The sequence below is a fragment of the Arthrobacter sp. NPDC093128 genome, assembly GCF_040683875.1.
GTDB lineage: Bacteria > Actinomycetota > Actinomycetes > Actinomycetales > Micrococcaceae > Arthrobacter.
Map to the genome: position 1 here is coordinate 396,121 of NZ_JBFBEY010000003.1, position 17,376 is coordinate 413,496.

The 17,376-nt window shown below is 65.4% G+C and carries 16 protein-coding genes; 13 read left to right on the forward strand and 3 right to left on the reverse strand.

All coding sequences use genetic code 11. From position 1 onward, the window contains the following. Positions 1-16 precede the first annotated feature (16 nt). The 13 genes from uvrA (at position 17) to AB0N24_RS05710 (ending at position 14,541) form a co-directional block, all read left to right on the forward strand. Entirely contained in the window at positions 17-2,944 is a 2,928-nt protein-coding gene (gene uvrA, locus AB0N24_RS05650; RefSeq protein WP_364121582.1) for an excinuclease ABC subunit UvrA, read from the forward strand. Between the two features lie 111 nt (positions 2,945-3,055). Continuing rightward, complete coding sequence (locus AB0N24_RS05655) at positions 3,056-3,772, forward strand: HAD hydrolase-like protein (protein WP_364121585.1); 717 nt, start codon at positions 3,056-3,058, stop codon at positions 3,770-3,772. Then, positions 3,759-4,427, forward strand: a complete 669-nt coding sequence (locus tag AB0N24_RS05660; RefSeq protein ID WP_214951178.1) for a lysophospholipid acyltransferase family protein — start codon at positions 3,759-3,761, stop codon at positions 4,425-4,427. Before AB0N24_RS05655 ends, AB0N24_RS05660 begins: the two co-directional genes overlap by 14 nt. A gap of 38 nt (positions 4,428-4,465) precedes the next feature. After that, positions 4,466-6,475 (forward strand): excinuclease ABC subunit UvrC, encoded by a 2,010-nt coding sequence (gene uvrC, locus AB0N24_RS05665; protein ID WP_364121588.1) that lies wholly within the window; start codon positions 4,466-4,468, stop codon positions 6,473-6,475. Between the two features lie 68 nt (positions 6,476-6,543). Beyond that, positions 6,544-7,467 (forward strand): RNase adapter RapZ, encoded by a 924-nt coding sequence (rapZ, locus tag AB0N24_RS05670; RefSeq protein ID WP_364121591.1) that lies wholly within the window; start codon positions 6,544-6,546, stop codon positions 7,465-7,467. Next, positions 7,467-8,483, forward strand: a complete 1,017-nt coding sequence (yvcK, locus tag AB0N24_RS05675; protein WP_364121594.1) for a uridine diphosphate-N-acetylglucosamine-binding protein YvcK — start codon at positions 7,467-7,469, stop codon at positions 8,481-8,483. Before rapZ ends, yvcK begins: the two co-directional genes overlap by 1 nt. Positions 8,484-8,492: 9 nt before the next feature. Further along, positions 8,493-9,473, forward strand: a complete 981-nt coding sequence (gene whiA, locus AB0N24_RS05680; RefSeq protein ID WP_011691931.1) for a DNA-binding protein WhiA — start codon at positions 8,493-8,495, stop codon at positions 9,471-9,473. Positions 9,474-9,664: 191 nt separating this feature from the next. Beyond that, positions 9,665-10,288: a superoxide dismutase gene (locus AB0N24_RS05685; RefSeq protein ID WP_104174183.1), complete on the forward strand. Its 624-nt coding sequence runs from the start codon at positions 9,665-9,667 to the stop codon at positions 10,286-10,288. Between the two features lie 275 nt (positions 10,289-10,563). After that, positions 10,564-11,574 carry a type I glyceraldehyde-3-phosphate dehydrogenase gene (gene gap, locus AB0N24_RS05690; protein ID WP_364121598.1) on the forward strand — a complete coding sequence of 337 codons (1,011 nt, stop codon included), beginning with the start codon at positions 10,564-10,566 and terminating at the stop codon, positions 11,572-11,574. 10 nt (positions 11,575-11,584) lie between these two features. Further along, positions 11,585-12,811 (forward strand): phosphoglycerate kinase, encoded by a 1,227-nt coding sequence (locus AB0N24_RS05695; RefSeq protein ID WP_364121601.1) that lies wholly within the window; start codon positions 11,585-11,587, stop codon positions 12,809-12,811. Between the two features lie 83 nt (positions 12,812-12,894). Beyond that, positions 12,895-13,710 carry a triose-phosphate isomerase gene (tpiA, locus tag AB0N24_RS05700; protein WP_214951169.1) on the forward strand — a complete coding sequence of 272 codons (816 nt, stop codon included), beginning with the start codon at positions 12,895-12,897 and terminating at the stop codon, positions 13,708-13,710. A gap of 49 nt (positions 13,711-13,759) precedes the next feature. Beyond that, positions 13,760-14,017 (forward strand): preprotein translocase subunit SecG, encoded by a 258-nt coding sequence (secG, locus tag AB0N24_RS05705; protein ID WP_104174187.1) that lies wholly within the window; start codon positions 13,760-13,762, stop codon positions 14,015-14,017. A 146-nt stretch (positions 14,018-14,163) separates the two neighbouring features. Beyond that, entirely contained in the window at positions 14,164-14,541 is a 378-nt protein-coding gene (locus tag AB0N24_RS05710; RefSeq protein ID WP_364121605.1) for an RNA polymerase-binding protein RbpA, read from the forward strand. Here AB0N24_RS05710 and pgl read toward each other — a convergent pair. The 3 genes from pgl to zwf form a co-directional block, all read right to left on the reverse strand. Further along, the gene (gene pgl, locus AB0N24_RS05715) at positions 14,512-15,330 is read right to left on the reverse strand and encodes a 6-phosphogluconolactonase (RefSeq protein ID WP_364121608.1); all 819 of its coding nucleotides are present in this window, start codon (positions 15,328-15,330) and stop codon (positions 14,512-14,514) included. The two genes, AB0N24_RS05710 and pgl, sit on opposite strands and share 30 nt — an antisense overlap. Beyond that, positions 15,320-16,261, reverse strand: coding sequence for a glucose-6-phosphate dehydrogenase assembly protein OpcA (locus AB0N24_RS05720; RefSeq protein ID WP_104174190.1), 942 nt, complete (start codon positions 16,259-16,261; stop codon positions 15,320-15,322). Before AB0N24_RS05720 ends, pgl begins: the two co-directional genes overlap by 11 nt. Then, on the reverse strand, positions 16,258-17,376 hold a 1,119-nt coding region (zwf, locus tag AB0N24_RS05725), incomplete at its 5' end, for a glucose-6-phosphate dehydrogenase (protein ID WP_364121611.1). The genes zwf and AB0N24_RS05720, both read right to left, overlap by 4 nt.

The following is a 17,376-nucleotide window of genomic DNA, read 5'->3' on the forward strand; positions in this document are numbered from 1 at the left end:
CGATTAGCATTAGTGGGTGCCTAAAGCCGTAGCTGAAGAACCAGCCGTTGATGCCCGCTCCGCAGTCGTACCCCTAAACCAAGGGAAACCGGCGCGCCCGGACCTTTCCCGCCTTGTGGTGAAGGGGGCACGGGAGCACAATCTGCGCAACGTGGACCTGGACCTGCCGCGGGACTCCATGATCGTTTTCACCGGACTGTCCGGGTCCGGAAAATCATCCCTGGCGTTCGACACGATCTTCGCGGAGGGCCAGCGCCGCTACGTGGAATCGCTGTCCGCGTACGCCCGCCAGTTCCTGGGACAGGTGGACAAGCCGGATGTGGACTTCATTGAGGGCTTGTCCCCGGCGGTTTCCATCGACCAGAAGTCCACCAGCAAGAACCCCCGGTCCACCGTGGGCACCATCACCGAGATCTACGACTACATGCGCCTGCTCTGGGCCCGCGTGGGCCGTCCGCACTGCCCCATCTGCGGCGAACCGGTGGCGAAGCAGACGCCGCAGCAGATCGTGGACCAGTTGCTTGAACTGCCGGCCGGCACACGATTCCAAGTCCTCGCTCCCGTCGTCCGCGGGCGCAAGGGCGAATTCGTGGACCTCTTCAAGGAACTGACGGCCAAGGGCTATTCGCGTGCGCGCGTGGACGGGGACCTCATCCAGCTGAGCGATCCCCCCAAGCTCGGCAAGCAGTTCAAACACACCATCGAAGTGGTGGTGGACCGGCTCGTGGTCAAGGAAGGCATCAGCCAGCGCCTGACCGACTCGGTCGAAACCGCGCTTGGTCTGGCTGAAGGCCGCGTGCTCGCCGAATTCGTCGACCTCGAAGCGGATGATGCGGAACGGATCCGGGCATTCTCCGAGCACCTGGCCTGCCCCAACGAGCACCCCCTCGCCATCGATGAAATCGAGCCCCGCTCGTTCTCGTTCAACAACCCCTTCGGGGCCTGTTCCGCCTGCAGCGGCATCGGCACCAAGCTGGAAGTGGATGAGGAACTCATCATCCCGAACCCGGAGCTCTCCCTCGGCGAGGGCGCCATCGCGCCGTGGTCGCTGGGTACGGCCACCAGCGAGTACTGGAACAGGCTGCTGTCCGGGCTCGCGAAGGAACTCGACTTCTCGATGAAGACGGCGTGGCAGAAGCTTCCCAACGACATCCGGCAGACCGTGCTGCACGGCAAGGACCATAAGGTGGTGGTGCAGTACCGCAACCGCTTCGGCCGGGAGCGCAAGTACAGCACCGGCTTCGAGGGCGTCGTCCAGTACGTCCACCGCAAGCACCTGGAAACCGATTCGGACTCGGCCAGGGACCGGTACGAAGAGTACATGCGGCAGATTCCCTGCCCGGCCTGCAACGGCGCCCGCCTGAACCCGGCCTCGCTCTCGGTGCTGATCAACGGCAAGTCCATCGCCGAAGTGGCAGCCATGCCGATGCGTGAATGCGCCCACTTCCTGGACACCCTGGTGCTCACCGGCCGCGAGGCCCAGATCGCTCACCAGGTCCTCAAGGAAATCCAGGCCCGCCTCACCTTCCTCCTCGACGTCGGCCTGGAGTACCTGAACCTGGAGCGTCCCTCCGGCACCCTGTCCGGCGGCGAAGCGCAGCGCATCCGGCTGGCAACGCAGATCGGTTCCGGTCTGGTCGGCGTCCTCTACGTCCTCGACGAACCCTCCATCGGCCTGCACCAGCGCGACAACCGCCGGCTGATCGAAACGCTCACCCGCCTGCGGGACCTCGGCAACACCCTCATTGTGGTGGAGCACGACGAAGACACCATCCAGGAAGCTGACTGGGTGGTGGACATCGGACCGGGCGCCGGCGAGCACGGTGGCCAGGTAGTGCACTCCGGGTCCTACAAAGAACTCCTGGAAAACACCGAATCGCTGACCGGCGACTACCTATCGGGCCGGAAGAAGATCGAGATCCCCAAGAAGCGGCGCAAGTACGACAAGAAGCGCGAGCTGAAGGTCATCGGCGCCCGGGAAAACAACCTCGTCAACGTGGACGCCGCCTTCCCGCTGGGACTGCTGACGGCCGTGACCGGCGTCAGCGGCTCCGGCAAGTCCACCCTGGTCAACGAAATTCTGTACAAGGTGCTGGCCAACAAGCTCAACGGCGCCAAGCAGGTGGCCGGCCGGCACAAATTGATCCAGGGCCTCGAGCACCTGGACAAAGTGGTTCACGTCGACCAGAGCCCCATCGGCCGGACGCCGCGGTCCAACCCGGCCACCTACACCGGCGTGTTCGACAACATCCGGAAGCTCTTTGCCGAGACCACCGAGGCCAAGGTCCGCGGCTACCAGCCCGGCCGGTTCTCGTTCAACGTCAAAGGCGGGCGCTGCGAAGCATGTTCCGGCGACGGCACGCTGAAGATCGAGATGAACTTCCTGCCGGACGTGTACGTGCCCTGCGAGGTCTGCCACGGTGCGCGGTACAACCGGGAAACCCTGGAAGTCCATTACAAGGGCAAGACCATCGCGGACGTGCTCAACATGCCCATCGAGGAAGGCGCGGAGTTCTTCGCCGCCTTCTCCCCGATTGCGCGCCACCTGCGCACGCTCGTCGACGTCGGGCTGGGCTATGTGCGGCTGGGGCAGCCTGCCACCACGCTGTCCGGCGGCGAGGCGCAGCGCGTAAAGCTGGCCGCGGAACTCCAGAAGCGGTCCAACGGCCGGAGCATCTACGTCCTGGACGAGCCCACGACGGGCCTGCACTTCGAAGACATCCGCAAGCTGCTCATGGTCCTGCAGGGTCTGGTGGACAAGGGCAACACCGTGATCACCATCGAACACAACCTCGACGTCATCAAGAGCGCGGACTGGATCGTGGATCTTGGGCCCGACGGCGGTTCCGGCGGCGGCCAGATCATCGCCACGGGCACTCCGGAACAGGTCGCGAAATCCACCAAGAGCTACACGGCAACGTTCCTGGCGGAGATCCTGGCCTAGCCCGGACCCCGGCACACCGAATGGCTGGAGCTTGCTGATCCGGAGGGAAGAAGTATTCCCGTCCGGGAATGCGAGTTTCAGCCATTCGCGCACTTGTGGGAAACTAAGCCGGTGACCCTTTCAACAGTGCCCGTGATCTTCGACCTGGACGGCACTCTTGTCGATCCGGCGGGGGGAATAACGGGCGGAATCTCCGCGGCCCTTACCCAACTCGGCATCAGGGTCCCGGCCCAGGCCCAACTGGACGCGATGATCGGTCCGAAACTCAGTGACTCCCTCCTGAATATTGCCGGCGTTCCGCCCGAGCATCTTGCCGAGGTCATCCTGGTCTACCGGACCTACTACCTTGAAACCGGGATCGCCCAGAGCCGGCTGTACCCGGGCATCCGGGAACTCGTGGAAGGTTACGCCTCTTCAGGACGGCCCATTGCGGTGGCGACGCAGAAACCTGAAGGGCTCGCAAAGATTGTGCTCGAGCACCACGGCATCGCCGGCTCCTTCCGCTTCATCCGCGGTTCAGGCGCCGACGAGGCTGCAGGCGCCACCACCCCGCTCGGCAAAACTGAAATTGTGGCGGCTGCGCTGTCCGACCTGCGCACGCAGCACGCCGTGATGGTGGGGGACCGCGCCCAGGATGTGGCCGGCGCCATGGCCAACGGCCTTGACTGCATCGGCGTCAGCTGGGGATTTGCTCCCGACGGCGAACTCCACGAGGCCGGCGCCGTCGCGATCGTGGACTCCACCGCGGGCCTCGCGGCAGCCATCGACAACATGGACGCCGTCCGGACCGCAGCCATGAGTGAGGTGCACGACGATGGCATTGTTTGATGCGATCCGGTGGACCACCCGCACGCTGATCTCCGGAACCTGCCGGCCGACGGTCATCGGGCTGGAGAACGTTCCCAAGGACGGGCCTTTCATCGTCGCGCCCAACCACCTGTCGTTCCTGGACAGCGTGATTGTGCAGGCCCTGATGCCCCGGCCGGTGGCGTTCTTCGCCAAGGCCGAATACTTCACCACGGGCGGTGTGAAGGGGAAGGTCATGAAGTCCTTCTTCGAATCAGTAGGCTCCATTCCCGTGGAACGCGGTGAGCAGGCGGCCAGCGTCGCCGCCCTCAAGACACTGCTTGACATCCTCGAGGCAGGGAAGGGAATCGGGATCTATCCCGAGGGAACCCGCTCCCGGGACGGGATCCTGTACCGTGGCCGCACCGGCGTCGGCTGGCTTGCGCTGACCACAGGTGCCCCGGTCATTCCCGTCGGTCTCATCGGTACCGAAAACCTCCAGCCGGCAGGCCAGAACGGCGTGAAGCCGCAGCACTTCACCATGAAGGTGGGCGAGCCGCTGTACTTCGAGAAGACCGGCCCCGACCACTCACTGCCTGCCCGCCGCCAGGTCACGGACCGGATCATGGACGCCATCGCCGAGCTCAGCGGCCAGGAGCGCTCCACCAGCTACAACCAGAGCAAGGCAGCGGAGTAGCGTCGGGGACGCCCCTGCATTCTCAGTAGACTTGAATCGTGGCAGATCCAGCTAGTTACCGACCCCAAACAGGTGAAATTCCAACCAACCCCGGCGTGTACCGATTCCGGGATCCGCACGGCCGCGTCATTTACGTCGGCAAGGCCAAGAGCCTACGGTCCCGGCTGAATTCATACTTCGCCAACCCCGGGGGCCTGCTGCCCAAGACCTACGCGATGGTCCACGCGGCCAGCAGCGTGGAGTGGACGGTCGTCGGGAGCGAGTTGGAGTCCCTCCAGCTGGAATACACCTGGATCAAGGAATTCAAGCCGCGGTTCAATGTGGTCTTCCGGGACGACAAAACCTACCCGTACCTCGCCGTGACCATGGGGGAGAAGTTCCCGCGGGTCCAGGTGCTCCGCGGGGAGCGCCGCAAAGGCACCCGTTACTTTGGCCCGTACACGGCCGGGGCCATCCGCGAAACGATGGACACCCTGCTGCGCGTTTTTCCCGTCCGCAGCTGCAGTCCCGGTGTCCTGAAGCGGGCGCAGGCGAGCGGGCGGCCGTGCCTGCTCGGCTACATCGACAAGTGCTCCGCACCGTGTGTCGGCCGGGTGACGCCGGAGGAGCACCGGGCACTGGCGGAGGACTTCTGTTCGTTCATGGGCGGCGAAGCCAAACGCTTCATCGCACGGCTGGAGAAGGACATGGCCGCGGCGGTTGCCGAGCTCGACTACGAGCGCGCCGCCCGGGTCCGGGACGACATCATCGCCCTGCGGAAAGTCTTCGAACGCAATGCCGTGGTCCTGGCCGAGGACACCGACGCCGATGTGTTCGCCCTGCACGAGGACGAGCTGGAGGCGGCCGTCCAGGTGTTCCATGTCCGGGGCGGCCGCGTCCGGGGCCAGCGCGGCTGGGTGGTGGAAAAGGTCGAGGATTCCACCACTCCGGACCTGGTCGAGCACCTGCTCCAGCAGGTCTACGGCGAGGAGGGCGACAGCCAGGGCCGGATGCCGCGTGAAGTCCTGGTTCCTGTAGAGCCGAGCAACGCTGCCGAACTGACGCAGTGGCTCTCCGGTCTGCGCGGCGCCAAGGTGGACGTCCGGGTTCCGCGCCGCGGGGACAAAGCAGCGCTCATGTCCACCGTCCGGGAAAACGCCGAGCACGCACTGCAACTCCACAAGTCGCGCCGTGCCGGCGACCTGACCAACCGGTCCCTCGCGCTGCAGGAACTCCAGGAAGCCCTGGACCTGCCCGTCGCGCTGCTCCGCATCGAGTGCTTCGACATCTCCCACGTGCAGGGAACGAACGTGGTGGCGTCCATGGTGGTGGTGGAAGACGGTCTTCCCAAGAAGTCCGACTACCGAAAGTTCTCCATCACCGGCGCCGCGGCCGTGGATGACACCGCGGCGATGCACGACGTCCTCACGCGGCGCTTCCGAAATTACCTGCAGGAGAAGTCGGCGCAGGCGGAAGCGGCACAGCTGCCCGGGCATCAGGCCGCGCTCGAGGCCATTGCTGCTGCCTCCGTGCTGGACACCACCACGCCGGCACCCCGAGCGAAGTTCGCTTACCCGCCAAACCTGGTGGTGGTTGACGGCGGCAAGCCCCAGGTCAACGCCGCGTCGCGCGCCCTGGCAGAACTCGGCATCGAGGACGTCTACGTCGTCGGCCTGGCCAAGAGACTGGAGGAAGTCTGGCTGCCGGACAGTGATTTCCCGGTGATCCTGCCGCGGACCTCCGAGGGTCTTTACCTTCTCCAGCGCATCCGCGACGAGGCACACCGCTTCGCCATCACTTTCCACCGGCAGAAGCGCGGCAAGGCCATGACCGTTTCGGCCCTGGACGGCGTTCCGGGACTGGGCGAGGCCAAGCGCAAGGCCCTGCTGGCGCAGTTCGGCTCCGTCAAGAGCATCCGGACAGCCAGCGCGGCCGAACTGACCACCGCCAAGGGCATCGGACCGTCGCTGGCGGATGCGATCGTCAGCCATTTCGGCAACGGCGGCGCAGCCAACGGTGCGGAGGTGCCGGCCATCAATATGACGACCGGCGAAATCATTGAAACTTAGCTAGGGTAAGGACCGGAAGCGGAACGCGTGGTTGCGTCGAATTACATAGCAGGAATGGGGCTTTACTCATGGCAGAGTCAACGGCAGGATCCGAAGCGGAACAGGACGGCATGACGCCCGTCAAACCCGTTGAAGCGGAACTGCTCGTGGTGACGGGGATGTCCGGGGCAGGCCGCAGTACGGCCGCGGATGCCCTCGAAGACCATGGCTGGTACGTCGTTGAGAACCTGCCGCCGCAGATGCTCGGTACCCTGGCCGAACTCGTGTCCCACGCACCGCAGTCCATTCCCAAGCTCGCTGTGGTGGTTGACGTCCGCAGCAAGGCGCTCTTCACGGACATCCGCACGGCGCTGAAAACCCTTGAGGCCAGCGGTGTGATGTTCCGCGTCCTGTTCCTGGACGCCAACGACGATGTCCTGGTGCGCCGCTTCGAGCAGGGCCGCCGGCCGCACCCCCTCCAGGAAGGCGGCCGGATCCTTGACGGCATCGCCGCGGAGCGGGACCTGCTGCATGAACTGCGCGATTCCTCGGACATCGTGCTGGACACCTCCGAGTTCAACGTCCACGCCCTCGCCACGGCCATCACGGAGCTCTTCAGCGAAACCGGTCCCGTGGCCCTGCGGCTTAACGTCATGAGCTTCGGCTTCAAGTACGGGCTGCCGGTGGACGCGAACTTTGTGGTCGATGCCCGCTTCATCCCGAATCCGCACTGGGTTCCGCAGTTGCGACCGCACACCGGCCTGGACAAGGACGTCAGCGACTACGTCCTCGAAGCCGAAGGGGTCAAGAGCTTCGTGGACCGCTACGTGCTGGCCATCGAGCCTGTGCTGGACGGCTACCGCCGGGAAAACAAGCACTATGCCACCATCGCCGTGGGCTGCACGGGCGGCAAGCACCGTTCGGTGGCCGTCGCCATGGAACTGTCCAAGAAGCTGGCACAGTACCCCCGCGTCACCGTGACCACCACTCATCGGGATCTGGGCCGCGAATAATGGGGCTGCTTACCGGGCCGCTGCCCCTTGTGCCGCCGGCGAGCGGCACCGGCGCGCAGCTGGACAAAGGTCCGTCCGTCGTCGCCCTCGGCGGCGGCCACGGACTGTCAGCTTCGCTGTCCGCCCTGAGACTGTTGACCTCCGAGCTGACCGCCATCGTCACCGTAGCGGACGACGGTGGGTCTTCCGGGCGCCTGCGCGAGGAGTACGGCGTCCTCCCGCCCGGTGACCTCCGGATGGCGCTCACCGCACTGTGTGACGACACCGACTGGGGCCGGACCTGGCGGGACGTCATGCAGCACCGTTTCCAGCCCGGGGCAGGCCGTGGCGGCTCACTCGACGACCACGCCATGGGCAACCTGCTGATCGTCACCCTCTGGGAACTGCTGGGCGACACCGTGGGCGGCCTGAAGTGGGCCGGCGCCCTCCTGGGCGCCCGCGGGCAGGTCCTCCCCATGTCCAGTGAGCCCCTGACCATCGAAGGCGATGTCCGGGTGCCCGGACCGGACGGTAGCTTCACCGTGGAGACCGTCAGGGGCCAGGCCAAATGCGCTGTGGCGGGCTCGCTGGAGAGCGTCCGGCTCCTGCCGGAGTCGGCCCCGGCCTGCACTGAAGCCCTGACGGCCATCGAGCTGGCGGACTGGGTCATCCTCGGCCCGGGCTCCTGGTACACGTCCGTGCTGCCTCACCTCCTGCTGCCGGAAATGCGCCAGGCGCTGTCGGACACTCCGGCAAAGCGGTGCCTGACCATGAACCTGGCCACGGACACCAAGGAAACGTCCGGAATGTCCGCCGCCGACCACCTGCATGTGCTGCGAAACTACGCGCCCGACTTCAGCATCGACGTCGTGCTTGCGGACCCGGTGTCCGTACCGGACGTTGAGGAGTTCAAGCGGGCCGCGGGGATGCTCGGTGCCGAGGTGGTGTTGGGTAAAGTAGGGGCGTCGAGCCGCCGTCCGATCCACGACCCCTTGCGTCTGGCAACGGCGTATCACGATATTTTCGGGAACAGTTAGGAAGGTGCCATGGCACTGACATCATCAGTCAAGGAAGAACTGTCCCGCCTGGACATAAAGAAGTCCTCGGTCCGCAAGGCTGAAGTCTCCGCAATGCTGCGCTTCGCCGGCGGCCTGCACATTATCTCGGGCCGGATCGTCATTGAGGCCGAGGTCGATCTCGCCTCCACGGCGCGCCGGCTGCGTGCCGCCATCGCCGAGGTGTATGGCCACCAGAGCGAGATCATCGTGGTCTCCGGCGGCGGTCTCCGCCGCGGTAACCGGTACGTGGTGCGGGTGGTGCGCGACGGTGAGGCCCTGGCCCGCCAGACGGGGCTGCTGGACGCGCGCGGCCGCCCCGTGCGGGGCCTGCCTTCGGCGGTGGTCAACGGCTCGGCCGCCGACGCCGAGGCCGTATGGCGCGGCGCTTTCCTGGCCCACGGGTCCCTGACCGAGCCAGGGAGGTCCTCGGCCATGGAGGTCACCTGCCCCGGTCCTGAATCTGCCCTTGCGCTGGTGGGCGCGGCCCGCCGGCTCGGCATCCAGGCCAAGGCACGCGAGGTCAGGGGAGTGGACCGGGTGGTCATCCGGGACGGGGACACCATCGCCGCCCTGCTCACGCGGATGGGTGCCCACGACGCGCTGATGGTGTGGGAAGAGCGCCGCATGCGCAAAGAGGTGCGCGCTACCGCCAACAGGCTGGCCAACTTCGACGACGCCAACCTCCGCCGCTCCGCCCAGGCCGCGGTTGCCGCCGGCGCCAGGGTGGACCGCGCCCTGGAGATCCTCGGAGACGACGTCCCGGATCACCTCAAATATGCCGGTGAGCTCCGCGTGGCCCACAAGCAGGCGAGCCTTGACGAACTCGGCCGTCTGGCTGATCCGCCCATGACCAAGGACGCCATCGCCGGCAGGATCCGCAGGCTGCTGGCAATGGCGGACAAACGTGCCCTGGACCTGGGGATTCCCGGGACCGAGGCCAATGTGACGCCGGAAATGCTGGACGAGTAACGGCGCCCCTAGAATCGAGACCGGGTGACGGAAATACCTCGCGGCGTTCGGCGGTTGTGCCCCCTGGGAGCCATGGCCTGCCGGACCCCGCCGGATTCCGTCCCCCACAGATTTCCGGGTGACCTGTCATCCGGATGCACAATCCGAGAGTTACCAAACCGGACAACCTGTCCACGACATTGGAGGATTTTGTGACCGAGTACGTACTGCCTGAACTCAGCTACGACTACGCAGCGCTGGAGCCCCACATCTCCGCACGCATCATGGAGCTGCACCACAGCAAGCACCACGCTGCCTACGTGGCCGGCGCCAACAACGCGCTGGCGCAGCTGGCCGAGGCACGCGAAAAGGGCGACTTCGCCAACATCAACCGCCTTTCGAAGGACCTGGCCTTCCACACCGGCGGCCACGTCAACCACTCCGTGTTCTGGAACAACCTGTCCCCGGACGGCGGCGACAAGCCCGAGGGCGAGCTGGCAGCGGCCATCGACGACGCTTTCGGTTCCTTTGACGCGTTCCGCGCGCAGTTCAGCGCCGCGGCACTCGGCCTGCAGGGCTCCGGCTGGGGCTTCCTGGCCTACGAGCCCATCGGCGGAAACCTGGTCATCGAGCAGCTTTACGATCAGCAGGGCAACGTGGCGCTCGGCACCACCCCGCTGCTGATGCTCGACATGTGGGAGCACGCTTTCTACCTGGACTACGTCAACGTCAAGGCCGACTACGTCAAGGCTTTCTGGAACATCGTGAACTGGGCCGACGTCGCCAAGCGCTTCGAAGGTGCACGCAAGAACGCAACGGGCCTCATTACCCTGTAATGCGCTTCAGGTGTGATGCGGAAGACATCAACATGTAACAAAGTTCACATTTGGGCCGTTTTGGGCCGAATTGTGGACGGTCTGCCCCCGCACTTGCGGGGGCGGACCTTCTTAAACGTAAGATGGATCACGGAAGGCGGTTAGCCTTCAGCAATGTGGCTGGTCGCCCTCCGATCTGGTAATCATCTCTGCCCAATGGCGTGCGGGATCTGTTAGTTGGCTTGAACGCCCGCTTAACTAGTTGTGCTTCTACAAGCACCAAGGAGACTAAAAAAGTGACGACCCGTATTGGTATCAACGGCTTTGGCCGCATTGGCCGCAATTACTTCCGCGCCGCACTCGCACAGGGTGCGGACCTTGAAATCGTTGCCGTCAACGATCTCACCAGCCCCGAAGCGCTGGCCCACTTGCTCAAGTACGACTCCGTCGGCGGCCGCCTGAAGGAATCCGTCGAGGTCAAGGACGGCAACATCGTTGTCAACGGCAACGTCATCAAGGTCCTGGCCGAGCGCGATCCCGCCAACCTGCCGTGGGGCGAGCTCGGTGTTGACATCGTCATCGAGTCCACCGGCTTCTTCACGAAGGCCGCCGCAGCGCAGAAGCACATCGACGCCGGCGCCAAGAAGGTCCTGATCTCCGCCCCCGCCTCCGACGAGGACATCACCATCGTGATGGGCGTGAACCACGAGCTGTACGACTCCGCAGCCCACAACATCATCTCCAACGCCTCCTGCACCACGAACTGCCTCGGCCCCCTGGCCAAGGTCATCAACGACGAGTTCGGCATCGAACGCGGCCTGATGACCACGATTCACGCCTACACGGCCGACCAGAACCTGCAGGACGGCCCGCACAACGACCTCCGCCGCGCCCGCGCCGCCGCCATCAACATGGTCCCCACCTCCACCGGTGCGGCCAAGGCCATCGGCCTGGTGCTCCCGGAGCTCAAGGGCAAGCTGGACGGCTACGCCATCCGGGTACCGGTCCCCACCGGCTCCGCAACCGACCTTACGGTCACCGTTTCGCGCGAGACCACCGTTGAGGAAGTCAACGCGGCCCTGAAGAAGGCGTCTGAGTCCGAGGCACTCCAGGGCTTCCTGACCTACACGGATGAGCCGATCGTCTCCTCGGACATCGTCGGCGACCCCGCTTCCTCCATCTTCGACTCAGGACTGACCAAGGTCATTGGCAACCAGGTCAAGGTTGTTTCCTGGTATGACAACGAATGGGGCTACTCGAACCGGCTCGTCGACCTCACGGAGCTCGTCGCATCCAAGCTGGGCTAGGGTTAGACACATGACATTCCACACCCTCAACGAACTGATCGCTGATGGTGTCCGCGGGCGGTACATTCTGGTCAGAAGTGACCTGAATGTGCCGCTCGACGGCTCTGAAGTGACTGACGACGGCCGCATCAAGGCCTCCCTGCCAGTACTGACGAAGCTCACGGACGCCGGTGCCCGCGTGCTGGTCACAGCCCACCTCGGACGCCCCAAGGGCGCCCCGGAGGAAAAATACTCCCTCAAGCCGGCCGCGACGCGGCTGGCCGAACTGGCCTCCTTCAAGGTCACCCTTGCCGGGGACACCGTCGGTGCCTCAGCAAAGGAGCTTGCCGCGTCGCTGCAGGACGGCGAAGCGCTGGTCCTTGAAAACGTCCGGTTCGATGCCCGTGAGACCAGCAAGGATAACGCCGAGCGCGGCGCCTTCGCGGATGAACTGGTTGCGCTGACCGGAGACAACGGCGCCTACGTGGATGACGCCTTTGGCGCCGTCCACCGCAAGCACGCCAGCGTGTACGACGTCGCCACCCGGCTGCCGTCGTACCAGGGCGACCTCGTGCACACGGAGGTCGAGGTGCTGCGCAAGCTCACCACCGACACCCAGCGGCCCTACGTCGTTGTCCTCGGTGGCTCCAAGGTCTCGGACAAGCTTGCAGTCATCGACAACCTGATCGGTAAGGCCGATACGATCCTGGTCGGCGGCGGCATGCTGTTCACCTTCCTCGCAGCGGCCGGCCACAAGGTGGCAGGCAGCTTGCTGGAAGAAGACCAGATCCCAGTGGTACAGGACTACCTGAAGCGGGCGGCCGACGCCGGCACCGAGTTCATCGTGCCCACCGACGTTGAAGTGGCGGGCAAGTTCGCCGCGGACGCAGACCACGAGACCGTCCCCGCTGACGGCATCGAAGGCAGCAGTTTCGGTGCCCAGGGCATCGGGCTGGATATCGGGCCCGACTCGGCCGCCGCGTTCGCCAGCCGGATCAAGGGCGCCAAGACGGTGTTCTGGAACGGCCCCATGGGCGTCTTCGAATTCGAAGCCTTTGCCGGCGGCACCCGTGCCATCGCCCAGGCTCTCACGGAAGCGGATGCCTTCACGGTTGTTGGCGGCGGCGACTCCGCAGCTGCTGTCCGTACCTTGGGCTTCGCCGACGACCAGTTCGGTCACATCTCCACGGGTGGCGGCGCCAGCCTGGAGTACCTCGAAGGCAAGGAACTGCCGGGCCTCAGCGTCCTGGACCGCTAGATCCTCCAACCGGCAGGGCGCCCTACCGAAAATCTCGGGCGCCCTGCCGGCTGTTCACATGACAAGCACTTTTTGGAGAACACGTGACAACGTCAACGAATGGCAAGTTCGACCGCACGCCCCTCATTGCCGGCAACTGGAAGATGAACATGGACCATGTCCAGGGCATCACGCTGCTGCAGAAACTGGCCTGGACCCTGTCCGATGCCAAGCACGATTACAGCCGCGTTGAAGTTGCTGTTTTCCCCCCGTTCACAGACCTTCGCGGCGTCCAGACCCTGGTCCAGGGCGATGAGCTGGAAGTTGTCTACGGTGGCCAGGACCTGTCGCAGTTCGATTCCGGCGCCTACACCGGCGACATCTCGGGCCAGTTCCTGAACAAGCTGGGCTGCAAGTACGTCCTGGTGGGCCACAGCGAACGCCGCACCATCCACAACGAGTCGGACGACGTCCTCAACGCCAAGGTCAAGGCCGCCTACCGCCACGGGGTCACGCCGGTGCTTTGCGTCGGCGAGGGCCTCGAGATCCGGCAGGCCGGCACGCACGTCCAGCACACGCTGGACCAGCTGCGCGCCGACGTCGAGGGCCTCGGAGCCGAAGAAGCAGCCGCCCTTGTGGTTGCCTACGAACCCGTCTGGGCCATCGGCACCGGCGAGGTGGCAGGCCCGGAGGACGCGCAGGAAATGTGCGCGGCCATCCGTGCTGAACTGACCACCCTGTTCGGCGACGAAGTTGCTGCGAAGGTCCGCCTGCTCTACGGCGGTTCGGTCAAGGCCAACAACGTAGCGGCCATCCTGGACGAACGCGACGTTGACGGCGTGTTGGTTGGCGGGGCCAGCCTCGATCCCGCTGAGTTTGCTAATATTGTCAGGTTCGAGAGTCACCTGCTGACGGATTAGTCCGGACACGGGCTTGACCTCCGCAATCATCAACTTCTGAAAGGCCGTCGTGGACGTTCTTCATGTCATTCTGCAGATCCTCCTGGGCATCACCAGCCTCCTGCTGACGCTGCTCATCCTGCTCCACAAGGGACGGGGCGGCGGTCTGTCGGACATGTTCGGCGGCGGCATGAGCTCGGGCCTCAGCTCGTCAGGTGTGGCGGAACGGAACCTGAACAGGTTCACGGTTATCCTCGGCATCACATGGGGTGTAGTTATCATCGCCCTCGGCCTGCTGATGCGCTTTTCCTCGGGCGGGGACTCCTAGCAGTTTCTGCCGGAAACACACCGGGCCCGGAATTTCCCGGGAATTTACGCGACCGGTACTAACGGCCCTGCCGCCGTCGGGAACTCCGAACTAAACTGTGGCTGTTGCCTGCAACAGTCCGTCAGTCGAGTAGCCAGGAGTTCCCGATGGTGCATGCTACTTCAGGGTTTCGGGGAACCCGCGTGGGTGTAACAGAGGGGTCAGCCCCCAAAATCCAGCCGACTGATTTTGTCGGTGAACGGTTGCCGCGTATTCGTGTTTCCTATTGGTGCGCCAAGGGACACGAGACGCGGCCTGTTTTCATTAAGCTCCCGGAAGACCAGATCCCGGTCGTGTGGGACTGCCGCCGCTGCGGTGGTACCGCCACGCGGGACGAGGCCCCGGCCGAGCTTCCACACCATCCCGACGAGGGCTACAAGAGCCACCTTGAGTACGTTAAAGAACGACGCTCCAGCCAGGACGCCGAAGACGTACTGGCTGGAGCGCTGGAACGGCTAAGAGCCCGCGGGACCTTTTCGGACTAGCTGCTCCGGAACCCGTGAAGCGGCGTTCTCGTCGATGAGCCACAGGGTCCGTGAGCGTCCGGTGGGCCCTGCCGCCGGGACCTGCACGGGGTTTGCGCCCGCCAGGGCCAGTCCGACGGCACCGGCTTTGTCCTCGCCTGCAACAACCATCCAGACTTCACTGGCGGTGTTGATCGCGGGCAAGGTCAGGGAAATCCGTTCCGGGGGCGGCTTGGGCGAATTCCGGACACCCACAACAGTGAGCTCCTTCTCGCGGATGCCCGCCTGCTCGGGGAACAGCGAGGCCACATGGGCATCCGGTCCCACACCGAGCAGAACCACATCGAACCTGGGAAGCGTGCCGGGGTTCTCCGGACGTTCATCGGACATGTCGGCCGCGTGCTCCGCGGCTGCCGCCTCGGCCAGGCGGCGCGCGTAGTCAGCCGCAGCCTCCTCCGGGCTGTCGAAGTCGTCCGTGGACCCCGGCTGGTGCACCCGTGCCGGCTCCACCGGAATACTGGACAGCAGCGCCTCGTGGGCCTGGAGGGTGTTGCGGTCGTTGTCGCTGCTGCCAACGAAGCGCTCGTCGCCCCACCAGAAGTTGACCTTCGACCAGTTCACGGCCGGCGCCGCCGCGGAGTCAGCAACCGCCTTGAGGGTTCCGATGCCCACAGTGCCGCCCGTGAGCACCACCGTCGCCTCACCGTGTTTGTCCTGGACATCCACGAGTTTGGTGATGAGCCGCGCCGCAATGGCCGCCATCAGGACGGATGAGTCAGGGTGGATGCTTACTCGGGGATCAGCGCTCACTGGGACGGACACTCCTTAGGTTTGTACGGGGCAGTCCAATAGTAATCACTTCACCGAAGACTTCGTCGGGGTCGAGCCGGCGGAGTTCTTCGGCGAGGCAATCCCGGAGGCTGCGGCGCGGCAGCGAGATGCGCTGCGCGGGCTGGCCGGGCTGGGTCAGTTCGGCCACGGACAGGCCGGGGCGGAACAGTTGGACGTCGCCGCTGGCACGGCTCAGCCGGACGCGGCGGATGCCGGTGCCGGCAGGGTCGGCCACGATGGTGACGGGGGCGTCCAGGGACAGGGTCAGCCATGCTGCCAGGAGCAGGGTGCTGGGCGAGTCCGAGGCGCCTTCGACGGCGACGGCCGTGACGGGCGAGGAATCGACCTGGTCCAGGACCGCGGCCAGCTGGATCCGCCAGTTGGTCAGGCGGGTCCAGGCGAGGTCGGTGTCGCCGGCCTTGTACGTGTTGCGGATGTTGTCCAGGGCCCGCTGCGGGTCCTCCTCGTTGGCCGAATCGGTGATCCGGCGGTGCGCGATCCGGCCAATGGAGGTCTCGCAGGCACTCTTCGGCGCGCCATGCGGCCACCAGGCCACGATCGGCGCGTCGGGGAGCAGCAGGGCGGCGACCAGTGATTCGCTTTCCTCAGCGAGTTCCCCGTAGCCGCGGAGCACAATGACCTCGGACGCGCCGGCATCGCCGCCCACCCGGATCTGGGCGTCGAGCCGGGTCGGGGCCTTCGCGCCGGCATCGGCCAGCACGATGATCCGGCAGGGGTGTTCCCGGCTGGCGTCGTTGGCCGCTTCAATGGCCTCTTCTTCCAGCCCGGATTTGGTGACCACCACGAGGGTCAGGACCCGGCCCAGGGCGATCACGCCGCCCTGTTCGCGCAGGGACATGATCTTCTTGGATATTTTCGAGGTGGTGGTGTCGGGAAGATCTACGATCATGGCCTTCTCCAGGTTCGTCCGTCGCGGGCAAGCAGCTCATCGGCGGAGGCGGGGCCCCAGCTTCCGGGCGCGTAGGGCTCTGGCTGTTCACCGAGGCTTGCCCAGTAGTCTTCAAAGGGGTCCAGGATCTTCCAGGACAGTTCCACCTCGGCGTGCCGCGGGAACAGCGGCGGCTCGCCGAGCAGCACATCGAGGATGAGCCGTTCGTAGGCCTCCGGGCTGGACTCGGTGAACGAGTGCCCGTAGCCGAAGTCCATGGTCACGTCGCGGACTTCCATCTGCGTGCCCGGGACCTTGGAGCCGAACCGGATCGTGGCGCCCTCATCGGGCTGGACCCGGATCACCACGGCGTTCTGGCCGAAGTCGTCGTCGGCGTGATCCCGGAACAAGAGGTTGGGTGCGCGCTTGAAGACCACGGCGATCTCCGTCACGCGGCGGCCCAGGCGTTTGCCGGCCCGGAGGTAGAACGGCACACCGGCCCAGCGCCGCGTGTGGATGTCGACGCGGATCGCTGCGTAGGTCTCCGTGGTGGAATCAGCCGGGATGCCCTCTTCCTCCAGGTATCCCTGCACTTCTTCGCCGCCCTGCCAGCCGCCGGCGAACTGCCCGCGGGCAGAATGCGTGGACAGGTCGTCGGGGAGCTTGACCGCGGCCAGGACCTTTTCCTTCTCGGCGCGGAGGTCGTCCGCGTTGAAGGAAATGGGTTCCTCCATGGCCGTCAGGGCCAGGAGCTGGAGCAGGTGGTTCTGGATGACATCGCGGGCCGCGCCCACGCCGTCGTAGTAGCCTGCGCGGCCGCCGGTGCCGATGTCCTCGGCCATGGTGATCTGGACGTGGTCGACATAGTTGGCGTTCCAGAGCGGCTCGAAGAGCTGGTTGGCGAAGCGCAGGGCCAGGATGTTCTGGACCGTTTCCTTGCCGAGGTAGTGGTCGATCCGGAAGACGGCGTCCGGCGGGAAGACCGACTCCACGATGTCGTTAAGCTGGCGGGCCGACTCGAGGTCGTGCCCGAACGGCTTCTCGATGACCACACGCCGCCACTTGTCGCCCTCGGCCTGCGCCAGACCGTGCTTGGACAGCTGCCGGCAGACCTGTTCGAAGGCCTTCGGCGGAAT